Source organism: Streptomyces sp. NPDC052012 (assembly GCF_040689265.1).
In the GTDB taxonomy this organism is placed as follows: domain Bacteria; phylum Actinomycetota; class Actinomycetes; order Streptomycetales; family Streptomycetaceae; genus Streptomyces.
In genome coordinates this window covers 16,982-30,554 of the sequence record NZ_JBFAXA010000029.1, presented here as the reverse complement: position 1 = coordinate 30,554, position 13,573 = coordinate 16,982, and the positions used below count along the sequence as shown (strand labels likewise).

Below are 13,573 nucleotides of genomic sequence, written 5' to 3'. Positions count from 1 at the left end.
GCCGGATATGCGGGCGCCGCGCCGGACTCGTACGGACGGGTCGTACCCGACAATGGCTCTGTGCTGGAGATGACGCGCGAGGAGTTCGAGGAGCTGGTCGCGGAAGCGCTCGACCGGATCCCGCCGGAGCTGACGCGACTGATGGACAACGTCGCGGTGTTCGTCGAGGACGAGCCGCCGACGGACGATCCCGAGCTGCTGGGGGTGTACGAGGGGACTCCGCTGACCGAGCGGGGCGAGTGGTACGCCGGTGTGCTGCCGGACCGGATCACCATTTTCCGGGGGCCGACGCTGCGGATGTGCGAGTCCCGGGAGGACGTCGTCGCGGAGACGGAGATCACGGTGGTGCACGAGATCGCGCATCACTTCGGGATCGACGACGCGCGGCTGCACGCCCTGGGCTACGGATAGGTCACTGGCGTGTCCTCTTGCGGGCGGCGGGAGTTGGGCATGTCGACTCGCTACTCCCATCGGAGGTGGCCCCCGTGCGCCCCAAGCTCGTACCCGTCCGCCTGGCCGCCACGGTCGTGGCCGTCGCCGCTGCCGCCGGCTGTATGAGCGTCGGTGAGGACGGGCCGGGCGGGCGCGCGAAGCCGTCGCACTCCGCGAGGCCGGGGGGTGAGGCGCCGGACGGGGCGGCCGTGCCGGGCGACGGCGCCGGGTACGGGGCCGCGGCGGCCGAGGGCGAGCGCGCGGACGGCAAGCGCACGGGGAAGAAGGGCAAGGGCGGCAAGAAGGGGTCGGGGAAGTCCGCGGATTCCGGGGCGTCGCCGTCGCCGGGGGCGAGCCGGTCCCGGCCGGCCGGCGGCAAGCCGGGCAGGCCCGCGAAGCCGACCCCCGACGACCGGCCCGTGCCGCCGGAGCCCACCCGGACGCCCGACCCGCAGCCCACGCCGACCCCGCCCGAGCCGTCCGCCTCGCCGCAGCCCACGGTCGCCGAGCCGTCCTCCTCGGCGCACGAGCCACCCCAGACCCAGTTGGCGCAGCGGGAGCCGGCGCCGGAGGCGGGGGCGCCGGCCTAGACGGGATACAGTTCGGTTCGATCGCTGCTCCACCGCGCTGACCTGCGGTTGCGCACCTGGACGACGGCCCGGTTTGCTTTCGGGGCCCCAGGGTGCGTATGGTGGCAGATCGTTTGATCCTATTTGCCCGGCGCCACTGCAGAGCGCGCCGTGTGGCGCGTACTCTCTCCCTTGCCGTGGTGGACCGCATCGAGGCGGTCGTATTGCGAATCGCGAATCACGGAGTTGACGGGCGCGTGCCGAAGAGACTCCGGAAGGTTTCGCATTCGTATGCCCATCGCCAGTACTGATCACGTCGTCGTGCCCGAGAACGCCGACAGCATCGACAACGTCGAGAACGTCGAGAACGTCGACAACGTCGACAACGCCGAGAACATCGGCAACGTCTCGGACACCGACACCACCCCCGAGGCTGCCCCCGAGGTCACCTTCGCCGATCTCGGTCTCCCCGAGGGCGTCGTGCGCAAGCTCGCGCAGAACGGCGTGACCACCCCCTTCCCGATCCAGGCCGCGACCATCCCGGACGCCCTGGCCGGCAAGGACATCCTCGGCCGGGGCCGCACCGGCTCCGGCAAGACCCTCTCCTTCGGTCTGCCGACCCTGGCCACGCTGGCCGGCGGCCGGACCGAGAAGCACAAGCCGCGCGCCGTCATCCTGACGCCGACGCGTGAGCTCGCCATGCAGGTCGCCGACGCGCTCCAGCCGTACGGCGACGTCCTCGGCCTGAGGATGAAGGTCGTCTGCGGCGGCACGTCGATGGGCAACCAGATCTACGCCCTGGAGCGCGGCGTCGACATCCTCGTCGCCACCCCCGGCCGGCTGCGCGACATCATCAACCGCGGCGCCTGCTCGCTGGAGAACGTGGAGATCACCGTTCTCGACGAGGCCGACCAGATGTCCGACCTGGGCTTCCTGCCCGAGGTGACGGAGCTGCTGGACCAGGTCCCGGCGGGCGGCCAGCGCATGCTCTTCTCCGCCACCATGGAGAACGAGATCAAGACCCTCGTCGACCGGTACCTCGACCACCCGGCCACGCACGAGGTGGACGCGGCGCAGGGCGCGGTGACGACCATGTCGCACCACATCCTCGTGGTGAAGCCCAAGGACAAGGCGCCGGTCACCGCGGCCATCGCCTCCCGCAAGGGCCGCACCATCATCTTCGTCCGCACCCAGCTCGGCGCCGACCGCGTCGCCGACCAGCTGCGCGAGGCGGGCGTGAAGGCCGACGCGCTGCACGGCGGCATGACCCAGGGCGCGCGGACCCGGACGCTGGCCGACTTCAAGGACGGGTACGTCAACGTCCTGGTCGCCACCGACGTCGCGGCGCGCGGCATCCACGTCGACGGCATCGACCTGGTCCTGAACGTCGACCCGGCCGGCGACCACAAGGACTACCTGCACCGCGCGGGCCGTACCGCGCGTGCGGGCCGCACCGGCACCGTGGTGTCCCTCTCGCTGCCGCACCAGCGGCGCCAGATCTTCCGGCTGATGGAGGACGCGGGCGTCGATGCCACGCGTCACATCATCCAGGGCGGCGCCGCCTTCGACCCGGAGGTCGCCGAGATCACCGGCGCCCGGTCGATGACCGAGGTGCAGGCCGAGTCGGCGGGCAACGCCGCGCAGCAGGCGGAGCGCGAGGTCGCCCAGCTCACCAAGGAGCTGGAGCGGGCGCAGCGCCGGGCGACCGAGCTGCGCGAGGAGGCCGACCGGCTGATCGCGCGGGCGGCCCGGGAGCGCGGCGACGACCCGCAGGCGGCGCTCGCCGAAGCGGCCGAGGCCGAGGTCTCGCTGCCGGAGCAGCCGACCGCGCGGGACGTGGAGCGCACGGAGTCCGCGGGCGCGCCGTACGAGCGGCGCGAGCGGCGTGACGACCGGGGCGACCGTGGCGGACGTTCCTTCGAACGCCGGGACGACCGGGGCGGGTTCAACCGCGACCGTGACCGCGACCGTGACCGGGACCGTGGCGGCTTCCGCCGTGACGACCGCGGTGACCGGGGCGGGCGCTCCTTCGACCGTGACCGTGACCGTGGCGGCTTCCGTCGCGACGACCGCGGTGAGCGCGGCGACCGTGGCGGCTTCCGCCGGGACGACCGGGGCGACCGCGGTGAGCGCGGCGACCGCGGCGGGTTCCGCCGTGACGACCGGGGTGACCGGGGCGACCGTGGTGGCCGTTCCTTCGAACGCCGGGACGACCGGGGCGGGTTCAACCGCGACCGTGACCGTGGCGGCTTCCGCCGGGACGAGCGCGGCGGCCACCGTGGCAGCGACCGTCCGTTCAACCGCGACCGCCAGGGCGACCGTCCGGGCTTCCGCTCCGGCGGCCACGACCGTCCGTCCCACGACCGCCCGTACGGCCGTCGTGACGACCACCGCGGCGGCGGCTCCTTCGGGCGTCGCGAGGACAAGCCGCGCTGGAAGCGCAACGGCTGACACCGGCGAGCAGAACTGACCGGAAGGGCCCGCACGACACCCGTCGTGCGGGCCCTTCCGCACTCCTGGAGGACACCTCGACGCTCCCACCCCCGATACCCGATCGGCGACGCGGCCACGTCGGGCTATGCTCGGGGAGGCAACATCGCCGAGGGCCCTTAGCTCAATTGGCAGAGCAGTGGACTTTTAATCCATTGGTTGTGGGTTCGAGTCCCACAGGGCCTACGGACGACGGTCGGGGGAATGCCCTTCGGCCATCGGTGCGGCGCCCGAGCCGGCTTCGGTCGGCTCGGGCGCCGCTGCGTCGTACGGGCCGCGGCTCAGCAGGGCCTCCCCGCTCCCGGCCGCGCTGGAGTGGCGTCAGGCTGCCGGTGTCGCCCACTCCTGGCGGGACAGGATGCCCCAGCCGGCGATCGCCGCGATGACGCCGATGACCAGGTGGATCCAGCCCCAGCCGGTGAGGCTGATCTCGTAGACGTAGTCGCCGATCCGGGCGTACACGTCGTCCTCGGCGATCGCGGCGATGCCCTGGAAGACCGCCAGGATGCCGCTGAGCAGCAACAGGACGCCGGCGAAGGTGACACCGCCGGCGGCCCAGTCGACGCGGCCGGCGGGGGCCGGTCCGTAACCGCCCTCGGGGGGCCGGAGTGAGGTTGTGCGGTCATGGAACGCACCCCGTTTCTGGGGCGGGCGGCATCGGACACCGACCGCCGGGCCCTTCGACCTTCGGCCGGGACGGCCTCACCGGCCACAAGGGGTACGCCGGACGGGTGAGGGGACGTCAGGGAGCGGAACAGGTCAGCGGGGCAGGCCCGCCTGGCCGGGCCGGCCGTCGTCCGGGTCCGTGCCCGTCGTGAGGCGGTGGTAGGCCGCGCGGGCGTGGACCAGTCGGGAGACGGCCGTGCCGACGAGGGCGGCGGTGAGCAGACAGCCGAGCCAGAAGGTGTCACGGGGTCCGGCCCAGGTGAGGACGCCCGCGGGCGGGATGGCGAAGCCGTTGAGGAACAGCCAGCACAGGACGGCAATACCCGGGGCCGCGGTGAACCGGGCCCACACGCCGAGCGCGGCGGCGAGCAGCGACAGGGCGGTGAGCGCGAGACCGGGTCGGTCCGGGCCGACCATCGTGTTGATCAGCACCACCAGCGTGAGCGCACCGCCGAATGCTCCGGCCCACACCAGCGGGGTGGCGGCCGGCTGGGGAACCGGCCTCGGCCCGGTGCCGAGGTTCACCCACTCGATCATGCTGACGCTCCCCTTCCGGTCCCTCCCCGGACGCGAGTCCCGAGCGGCTTCGATTTTCCCACCTCCGCGATGCCTGACCACCGACGATCCGGACAGCCGCACCCGGCCGGACAGCCGGACAGCCGATACGGCTGGAGACCAGGCGCCGTTCACCGGCGAGCGCCCTTCATCCGCTCGTCGCGGCCGGCTCCGCGTGGTCCAGCGGCTGGGCGGCGGCGAGCCCGGCCGGCTCGGCGGATCCGGCTCGCTCGACGGGTGCGACGGGCTCCGCGGGCTCGGCGGTGCCGCGCGGTCCGCCTCCGCTGCGGCGGGTCACGCGGCGGGCCAGCGGTTCCGTCCAGCGGGCGGCCGGCGGGCCGAGGACGACCAGGATCAGGACGTACGCCGTGGCCAGCGGGCCGATGCGCGGTTCCGTGCCGACCGCGAGCCCGGCGATGACGATCGAGAACTCGCCGCGCGCCACCAGCGTCCCCCCGGCCCGCCAGCGGCCCTTCGCCGGCAGGCCCGCGCGGCGGGCGGCCCAGTAGCCGGTGGCGATCTTCGTGCCCATGGTGACGACGGCGAGGGCGAGCGCCGGGAGGAGAACCGGCGGGATGTTCGCCGGGTCGGTGTGCAGGCCGAAGAAGACGAAGAACACGGCCGCGAAGAGATCCCGCAGCGGGGCCAGCAGCCCGTGTGCCCCCTCGGCGACCTCCTCCGAGAGCGCGATGCCGACCAGGAACGCGCCCACCGCCGCCGACACCTGCAAGTGCTGGGCGACGCCCGCGACCAGCAGCGTCAGCCCCAGCACCACCAGCAGCAGCATCTCCGCGCTGTCCGACGACACCGCGCGGCTCACCAGGCGCCCGTGACGCAGGGCGACGTAGAGGACGGCGCCGACGGTGCCCAGGGAGATCAGCAGGGTCAGGCTGCCGCCCGCGAGGCTCACCCCGGCCAGCAGGGCCGTGAGGATCGGCAGGTAGACGGCCATGGCGAGGTCCTCCATGACCAGCACCCCGAGGACCACCGGGGTCTCCCGGTTGCCGAGCCGGCCGAGGTCGCCGAGGACCTTGGCGATGACGCCGGAGGAGGAGATCCAGGTGACTCCGGCGAGCGCGACGGCGGCCACCGGCCCCCAGCCGAGGAGCAGCGCGGCGACGGCGCCGGGCGCTGCGTTGAGGACGAAGTCGACGGCGCCCGAGGGGTATTGGGTCTTGAGGGTGGTGACCAGTTCCGAGGCGCTGTACTCGAGGCCGAGCATGAGCAGCAGCAGGATCACGCCGATCTCGGCGCCGGTGGCGATGAACTCCTCGCTGGCGCCCAGGGGCAGGATGCCGCCGTGGCCGAAGGCGAGCCCGGCGAGCAGGTAGAGGGGGATCGGTGAGAAGCCCACCCGTCCGGCGAGACGGCCCAGCAGTCCGAGGACGAGGATCACGGCGCCGAGTTCGATGAGCATGGCGGTGGTGTTGTGCACGGGCGTCTGACCTCCGTGGTTCGTGCGGTGGCGGCGTCTGTGCCTGGGCGGGTGCTGATTCCGGGGGCCGGGTGCGGGTGCCGGCCGGTGCGGGTGCCGGACGCGTCGCGGACGCGGGGCAGCCGTTCCGGTGAGGGGAGAAGGAGAACGAGAAGGTGGAGAGTGAGAGCGAGAAGGGGCCGGGTGCCGACGTCGTAGGCGGTGTACGGCGGCCCTGTTCAGGGACCCGAGCCGGTTCGGCGTCGGGAAAGGGCGTCAGCCGTGCGTACGGCGGTGGGTGCCACCGGTATCGGGGACACCGTCACGGGCGGCGTTCTCGACACGTACGCGGATCACTCGACCCATGTCACGCCCCCCTCGCGTATCGGCCAACCGGTCATCAGTGCTCAACGCTCGACGACGAGCGGAACATCATGCAACGGAGCGTAAGCGCTCGATAAGGATTCTAGCGCAGCGCAAAGGGAGTGAATCGAAAGGAAGTTCACATACCGTGCGTAATCGGCCGTGATGACGCCTCGTCAGCGGGCGGGCTCGAAGAGCTGGACGGCGATGCCGCTGAGCACCAGGCCCGACGCGATGAGCAGTCCGTCGGCCAGGGCGACCCCGGTGATCAGCAGGGCGATTCCGATGCCCAGGACCCACCAGGCGCAGGTGCGCCGGTACTCGCGCGGCCGGGCCGGGCGCCCGCGGGACAGCGCGCGGGCGAAACGGGGGTCCTCCCGCTCGAGTCGGGCCGCGAGATCGACGAGACGCTCGTCGTCGGACTGGGGCACGGCTCCTCCTTCCCGGCCGGTGGTGGCAGCGAGGGCAGTGAGGCGTGGACGGCCGAGCCGCTGAACTCGGGTCGGCTCAAGGGGAGTTTGCCCGTACGGCAGCACGGCGACGCCCTCGGCCGCCCCCCACTCCCGCTCGCGGTGCGCCGGCCCCGACGAGGCCGGCCGCCTCCGGACTCCAGACTCCTCCGTCCCGCACGGCGCCCGCCATCGGGTCCGGCACCCATGTCCCCCGGATCCGAGCCCCAGGGGTACGACCGCAGGCACCGGTCACCGACACGGAAATGGGTGCCGGCACGGATGGCGCCCGGCCCCGGCAGCGCACACGCTGGTCATGACGGCCCGTGCCGCGCCCCCGGACACGGGCCGTCCACGGCTCCCGCCGCACCGGGAGCCGCTGCGCACGACGCACGGCGAGGAGGCGGTACGGGGTGCCCCTGTTCTGGCGGATCTTCCTGCTGAACGCCGTCGTGCTGATCACGGCCACCGCCCTGCTGCTCGGCCCGGTCACCGTCTCCACGCCGGTCCTGCTCACCGAGGCCGCGGTGCTCACCGTGGGACTGGCCGCCATGCTCGTCGCCAACGCGCTGCTGCTGCGCGTCGGCCTCGCCCCGCTGCAACGCCTCACCCGCGCCATGACCACCACCGACCTGCTCCGCCCGGGGCAGCGGCCCGCCGTCGGCGGCCGGGGGGAGATCGCCGAGCTGATCAGCACGTTCAACACGATGCTCGACCGGCTCGAGGACGAGCGGGCCACGAGCAGTGCCCGCGCGCTGTCCGCGCAGGAGGGCGAGCGCCGGCGGATCGCCCGGGAGTTGCACGACGAGGTCGGCCAGAGCCTCACCGCCGTCCTGCTCCAGCTCAAACGGACCGCCGACCACGTCCCGCCCGAACTGCGCGAGGAACTGCGCCTGGTGCAGGAGACCACCCGGGGCAGCCTGGACGAGATCCGCCGCATCGCCCGTCGGCTGCGCCCGGGTGTCCTCGACGAGCTGGGGCTGGCCAGCGCGCTGAAGGCGCTCGCCACCGAGTTCGGCGGCTACGGCCTGACCGTCCAGCACCGGCTCGACGCCGACCTGCCCGAGCTGGGCCGGGAGACCGAGCTGGTGCTGTACCGGGTCGCGCAGGAAGGGCTCACCAACACCGCCCGGCACGCGGACGCCGGCCGCGCCGAGATCACCCTCCGCCGCACCCGCGCCGGGGTCGAGCTCCGCGTCCGCGACGACGGCCGCGGCATGGGCGACGCCACCGAGGGCGCGGGCATCCGCGGAATGCGCGAACGCGCCCTGCTCATCGGCGCGGACCTCACCGTGGGCCCGCCCGCGCCCGCCGCCCACGCTCCTGGCACACACGGCGGCTCCGGCTCCGGCACCGAAGTGCGCCTGACCGTCCCCGTCCCCGGACCCGCCCCTGCTCCGGGCTCCGCCTCCGCGCCCGGCTCTCCTACCGGCCGGCCGGTCGCGTCGCCCGGCTCCGCCCCCGGCCCCCGCGTCGGCCGACGGGCCGTACCCACCGATCCGCCCCCGTGACCCACGACCCCGACCGGAAACGACGCCGCACATGACGCACCCGGCCCCCACCCGCATCCTCCTCGCCGACGATCACGCGCTGGTTCGCCGAGGTGTCCGGCTGATCCTCGACGGCGAACCCGACCTGACGGTCGTGGCCGAGGCGGACGACGGTGCCGAGGCCCTCGAACAGGCCCGCGCCCACCGGCCCGACCTGGCCGTCCTCGACATCGCCATGCCCCGCCTGACCGGCCTCCAAGCGGCCCGCGAGCTCTCCCGGAGCCTGCCGGACACCCGGATCCTCATCCTCACCATGTACGACAACGAGCAGTTCTTCTTCGAGGCCCTGGGCGCCGGCGCCTCCGGTTACGTCCTCAAGTCCGTCGCCGACCGCGACCTCGTCGAGGCCTGCCACGCCACCATGCGTGGCGAGCCGTTCCTCTACCCGGGCGCCGTCAACGCCCTGATCCGGGACTACCTCGAACGCGCCCGGGAGGGCCGGACCCTGCCCGCCAAGGCCATCACCGACCGCGAGGAGGAGATCCTCAAGCTCGTCGCCGAGGGCCACACCTCGCAGCAGATCGCCGGCCTTCTCGTGATCAGTCCCAAGACGGTCGAGCGCCACCGCGCCAATCTGCTGGCCAAGCTCGGCCTGAAGGACCGCCTGGAACTCACCCGGTACGCGATCCGGGTGGGACTGATCGAGCCCTGACCGACGGCGCGCGCCGGTCAGGGCTCGAGGGTTGCGGTGGACACGGTGGTGCGGCCGCCAGCCGCGTCGGCTACTGGTCCAAGTCGGCTACCGGTCCACGTCGGCCCGCGCAGGCACCGGCTCCCGGTCGCGGTCGCGAGCCGCCTCGGGGCACGAGTCGCGTACGGCTTCCCGCGCGGGCTTCCGCCGCGGCAGCCGCCCGCCCGCCATCCGCAGGCACCGGGCCAGCACGTCCGCCCGCCCCGCGACCACCGGACCGAGCACGGCGAGGACGAGCACGTACCCCGCGATGAACGGCGCGAGCCGGTCGTCCAGGCCCGCGCCGGCGGCCATGGCGGCCAGGATCAGCGCGAACTCGCCGCGGGCCACCAGAGTGGTGGCGATGTCGGCGGCCGTGTCGACGCCGTAGCGGTAAAGCCGGGCCACGAGCAGCCCCGCGACCAGGTTCATCACGACGGTCACTGCCGCCGCGGCGGAGACCGGACCGGCGACGGAGGCGAGGTCCCCGGGGTCGATGGCCAGCCCGAAGGCGAAGAAGAAGATCGCGGCGAAGGCGTCCCGCAGCGGATGCACCAGCGTGCGGATGCGGGGCCCGGACGGCGTGCCGGCCAGGATCAGACCGACCATGAAGGCCCCGATGGCATCGGCGACCCCGAGCACCTCGGACACCCCGGCGACCAGGACGGCCGCCCCGAGGAAGCTGATGACCAGCAGTTCGTTGTCGCGGACGGCGATCAGCCGGCCGACCAGCCGGGTCCCATAGCGCGCCGCGGCGGCCAGCACGAGCAAGAAGCCGAACGCCTTGGACGCCTGGAGCAGCATCTCCCCGGCACCCTCGGCGCCGCCGATGATCGGCTGGAGCGCGGCCAGATACAGCGCCAGGAAGATGTCCTCCACGACGATGACACCGAGGATGAGACGCGTCTCCGGGCGGCCGATGCGGCCCAGGTCGATGAGGATCTTCGTGACGATCGCGGACGAGGAGATGCCGAGCACTCCGGCGAGCACCAGCGCCTCCCGGGCGCCCCAGCCGAGGGCGAAGCCGAAGCCCAGCCCGGCGCCGACGTTCAGCAGCAGATAGATGCCACCGGCGCTCAGCAGCCGCCGGCCGCCGCTTCTCAGATCGTCGAGGTGGAACTCCAGGCCCAGATAGAACAGGAGCAGCACGAGACCGAGCGCGGAGAGCATCTCGAAGTCGTGCGGGTCCGCGACCAGGACCAGGCCGGGGGTGTGCGGGCCGAGCAGGATGCCGGCCAGCATGAACAGGGGGATCGTCGGCAGACCGATCCGGCCGCCGAGGCGGGCGAGGAACGCGGCGGCGAGGAAGGCGCCGCCCATGGCGAGCAGGGTGTCAGCATGTCCCACGGGTCACCACCTTCCACAGCACGGGAGCGGGGCGAGATCTCATCGGCAGACCCGAGTGGATAGGGCTTCTCCTTACGTACAGAGGTGCGGGCGTACGGGATGTACGGGCGTACGGGATGTACGGGCGTACGAGGTGCGGCCGGGCGTCGTCTCGCGTCACCGGCGACGCCGGGCACCGCTCCACGCTCACATCCCGACCGCCTCCGCGGCCATCCGTGCCGCCACCCAAACCGCCCGGCGGACGACACCCACGCCCCCTTGTCAGACTTGACCCGAGCAGCCCCCTGCCCGTCCCTCCCGCCCACGCCAGGAGCGCGTCGATGCCCCACCCGTACGTCCTGCTGTCCGCCGCCGTCTCCCTGGACGGCTACCTGGACGACACCGGCCCCGAGCGGCTGCTGCTGTCCAGCCCGGCCGACTTCGACCGGGTCGACGAGGTGCGGGCCTCGGTGGACGCGATCCTGGTCGGCGCCGGCACCATCCGCGCCGACAACCCCCGGCTGCTGGTCAACTCGCCCGGGCGCCGCGCCGCCCGCCGCGCCCGTGGCCTGCCGGAATACCCGCTCAAGGTCACCGTCAGCGGTTCGGGCGACCTGGACCCGGCGGCCGCCTTCTGGCACACGGGCGGCGACAAGATCCTCTACACCACGGACAAGGGCGCCGAGCGAGCCCGCGCCCAGGGCCTCGCCACCGACGTCGTCCCGCTCGGCACGGAGCTCGACTGGCGCCGTCTCCTCACCCACCTGCACGACGTGCGCGGTGTGCGGCGCCTGATGGTCGAAGGGGGCGGTGTGATCCACACCCAGCTCCTCACCCAGGGGCTCGCCGACGAACTCCAGCTGGTGCTCGCCCCGCTCCTCGTCGGCGACCCGGACGCCCCCCGCCTCTTCGGCCCCGGCTCCTACCAGGGCGGACGCCTGCGGCTGCGCGACACCCGCAGGATCGGCGACGTCGTCCTCATGCGCTACGAGCCCACCGCACCCGGCACCGGCGAGCTGCCCACCGCCGCCGACCACCACTGGCTGTCCCTCGCCTGCGAGCTGGCGGCACAGTGCCCGCCCTCACAGACGGCGTTCAGCGTGGGCGCGGTGATCGTCGCGGCCGACGGTACGGAGCTGGCCCGCGGCTGGTCCCGGGAGGGCACCGACCCCGTGGTGCACGCGGAGGAGGCCGCGCTGGCCAAGGTCGACCCCACGGATCCCCGGCTGGCGACCGCGACCGTCTACTCCAGCCTGGAACCCTGCGCCCGCCGGGCGTCCCGGCCCGCGCCCTGCGCCCGGCTGATCCTGGACGCCGGGGTCCGCCGGGTGGTCACGGCCTGGCGCGAGCCGGACACGTTCGTGCCGGGCGCCGACGGCAGCGCCGTACTCAGCGACGGCGGCGCCACGGTGCTCGTCCTGCCCGAGCACGAGGACCGCGCGAAGGCCCCGAACAGCCACCTGTTCTGACCTGCCGCGCGGATGGCGTACACTGGTGTTTACCGACGCGGGGTGGAGCAGCTCGGTAGCTCGCTGGGCTCATAACCCAGAGGTCGCAGGTTCAAATCCTGTCCCCGCTACTGAAGGCCGAGGGCCGGAATCCATGAGATTCCGGCCCTCGGTGTTTTTCCGTGTTCTCCCCCTGCCTGTCACCCCGCGTAATCACTCCGCCTCGCAGCGCATAACAACTGACACACCATCAGAAACATCGGCCTCCATGATGCGAGGTCAACTCGCCCGTTTTCGACCGCCGATGACACTTAAGTCCGCGCGAAAATCGTTAACGATCAAGAGGAACGGCTTGGAATCCGAGCCCCGCGTCTATTAACGTTCGATAACGCAGCGCGGTCGTCCCAGCCGTCACAGAAGTCGGCTCCGTGCGCACGCGCCGAATCCCGTAAGGGAACCGGGGAACCATCACTTGGGGTGAATCGGGCGTATGCCGCCGTGGAGACACGGCTCGTATACGCGCGTAGGAGACCTTCCTGCTCCGAACCCGTCAGCTAACCCGGTAGGCGGAGACGGAAGGAAAGGAGTACGCCCACGTGGCGTCCAACCGGCCTGCCCCCGAGGCCCCGTTCACCCCGAGCGACACGTTCGCCTACGGCGGCACCCGCACCGACGAGGGCCCCTTCGAGGAGTGGAACCCCACCGAGGAGTCCATCCGCCCGGTCCGCGGCCGGCATCGCGTCACCAAGCAGCGCGGCGGGGGACTCGCCCGCAGCTCCACCGTTCTCGGCGTCGGTGTCATAGCCGCCGTCGGCGCCGGCGGTATGGCCAGCGCCCAGACCGGCAAGCCGCCGGTCTCCATCTCCATGCCCGACCTCCCCAACGTGGGTTCCCTCATCTCCGACGAGGAAACCCCGAAGGGTTCCGCCACCCCGCTCAGCAACGTCGGCGTCACGAGCGCCGACACCGAGCAGGGCGCCGCCGACGCCGGTGAGGCCCTGCGCGCCCGGATCATGGCGCAGGTCGAGCAGCAGCAGGACCAGGCCGCGAGCAAGGCCGCGGCCGAGGCCGTCGCCGCCGCCGAGAAGGAGGCCGCCGAGGCCGCCGCCAAGGCGGAGCGGGAGGCCAAGGAGAAGGCCGAGGCCGCCAAGAAGAAGGCGGAGGAGGAGGCCAGGAAGAAGGCCGAGGCCGAGCGTCTCGCCGAGCTGGCCAAGCAGTACGCGCTGCCGACCTCCTCGTACACCATCACCTCGACCTTCGGTCAGGCCGGCGCCTACTGGTCCTCCGGTCAGCACACCGGCCTCGACTTCGCCGCCCCCACGGGCACGCTGATCAAGGCCGTCCACACCGGCACGATCACCTCCGCAGGCTGGGACGGCTCCTACGGCTACAAGACGGTGCTCACCCTCGAGGACGGCACCGAGATCTGGTACGCCCACCAGTCCTCGATCAGCGTCAGCGTCGGCCAGAAGGTCAACACCGGTGATGTGATCGGCCGCGTCGGCTCCACCGGCAACTCCACCGGCGCCCACCTCCACCTGGAGGTCCACCCCGACGGCTCCTCCTCGGGCATCGACCCGCTGGCCTGGCTGCGCAGCAAGGGCCTCACCCCCTGAGCCGCACGGCCGCCTGAAGCGCACC

Annotated in this window: 11 protein-coding genes, 2 tRNA genes, 1 pseudogene and 1 riboswitch; of the genes and pseudogenes, 9 read left to right on the top strand and 5 right to left on the bottom strand. The window is 72.8% G+C overall.

The annotated features are described in order from the left end of the window. Positions 1-60: 60 nt before the first annotated feature. The 4 genes from AB0412_RS31455 (at position 61) to AB0412_RS31440 (ending at position 3,677) form a co-directional block, all read left to right on the top strand. A complete protein-coding gene (locus AB0412_RS31455; protein ID WP_366406001.1) occupies positions 61-411 on the top strand; it encodes a metallopeptidase family protein in 351 nt (116 codons plus the stop codon). Between the two features lie 74 nt (positions 412-485). Beyond that, positions 486-1,022, top strand: a complete 537-nt coding sequence (locus AB0412_RS31450) for a hypothetical protein (RefSeq protein ID WP_366406000.1) — start codon at positions 486-488, stop codon at positions 1,020-1,022. Positions 1,023-1,292: 270 nt separating this feature from the next. Beyond that, positions 1,293-3,452, top strand: coding sequence for a DEAD/DEAH box helicase (locus tag AB0412_RS31445; protein ID WP_366405999.1), 2,160 nt, complete (start codon positions 1,293-1,295; stop codon positions 3,450-3,452). Between the two features lie 152 nt (positions 3,453-3,604). Beyond that, positions 3,605-3,677 (top strand) — tRNA-Lys (locus tag AB0412_RS31440). 150 nt (positions 3,678-3,827) lie between these two features. Here AB0412_RS31440 and AB0412_RS31435 read toward each other — a convergent pair. From AB0412_RS31435 to AB0412_RS31420, 4 genes and pseudogenes are all read right to left on the bottom strand, one after another. After that, positions 3,828-4,049: pseudogene (locus AB0412_RS31435) on the bottom strand (hypothetical protein); the annotation flags it as partial. Between the two features lie 201 nt (positions 4,050-4,250). Beyond that, positions 4,251-4,694 (bottom strand): hypothetical protein, encoded by a 444-nt coding sequence (locus tag AB0412_RS31430; protein WP_366405998.1) that lies wholly within the window; start codon positions 4,692-4,694, stop codon positions 4,251-4,253. A gap of 166 nt (positions 4,695-4,860) precedes the next feature. After that, entirely contained in the window at positions 4,861-6,147 is a 1,287-nt protein-coding gene (locus AB0412_RS31425; protein ID WP_366405997.1) for a cation:proton antiporter, read from the bottom strand. Positions 6,148-6,665: 518 nt separating this feature from the next. After that, on the bottom strand, positions 6,666-6,920 hold the full coding sequence (locus tag AB0412_RS31420; RefSeq protein ID WP_366405996.1) for a DUF3040 domain-containing protein: 255 nt from the start codon (positions 6,918-6,920) through the stop codon (positions 6,666-6,668). A gap of 431 nt (positions 6,921-7,351) precedes the next feature. On the opposite strand from AB0412_RS31420, the gene AB0412_RS31415 reads away from it, so the two are divergent. Continuing rightward, on the top strand, positions 7,352-8,449 hold the full coding sequence (locus AB0412_RS31415) for a HAMP domain-containing sensor histidine kinase (RefSeq protein ID WP_366405995.1): 1,098 nt from the start codon (positions 7,352-7,354) through the stop codon (positions 8,447-8,449). 31 nt (positions 8,450-8,480) lie between these two features. Then, the gene (locus AB0412_RS31410) at positions 8,481-9,140 is read left to right on the top strand and encodes a response regulator transcription factor (protein ID WP_366405994.1); all 660 of its coding nucleotides are present in this window, start codon (positions 8,481-8,483) and stop codon (positions 9,138-9,140) included. Between the two features lie 87 nt (positions 9,141-9,227). On the opposite strand, the gene AB0412_RS31405 is transcribed toward AB0412_RS31410, so the two are convergent. Beyond that, positions 9,228-10,505 (bottom strand): cation:proton antiporter, encoded by a 1,278-nt coding sequence (locus AB0412_RS31405; protein WP_366405993.1) that lies wholly within the window; start codon positions 10,503-10,505, stop codon positions 9,228-9,230. A gap of 320 nt (positions 10,506-10,825) precedes the next feature. On the opposite strand from AB0412_RS31405, the gene AB0412_RS31400 reads away from it, so the two are divergent. The 3 genes from AB0412_RS31400 (at position 10,826) to AB0412_RS31390 (ending at position 13,548) form a co-directional block, all read left to right on the top strand. Further along, positions 10,826-11,953: a dihydrofolate reductase family protein gene (locus tag AB0412_RS31400; RefSeq protein ID WP_366405992.1), complete on the top strand. Its 1,128-nt coding sequence runs from the start codon at positions 10,826-10,828 to the stop codon at positions 11,951-11,953. Positions 11,954-11,989: 36 nt separating this feature from the next. Then, positions 11,990-12,063 (top strand) — tRNA-Met (locus AB0412_RS31395). Between the two features lie 296 nt (positions 12,064-12,359). After that, positions 12,360-12,516, top strand: a riboswitch (cyclic di-AMP (ydaO/yuaA leader). A gap of 12 nt (positions 12,517-12,528) precedes the next feature. After that, complete coding sequence (locus tag AB0412_RS31390) at positions 12,529-13,548, top strand: M23 family metallopeptidase (protein WP_366405991.1); 1,020 nt, start codon at positions 12,529-12,531, stop codon at positions 13,546-13,548. The last annotated feature ends 25 nt before the right edge of the window (positions 13,549-13,573 follow it).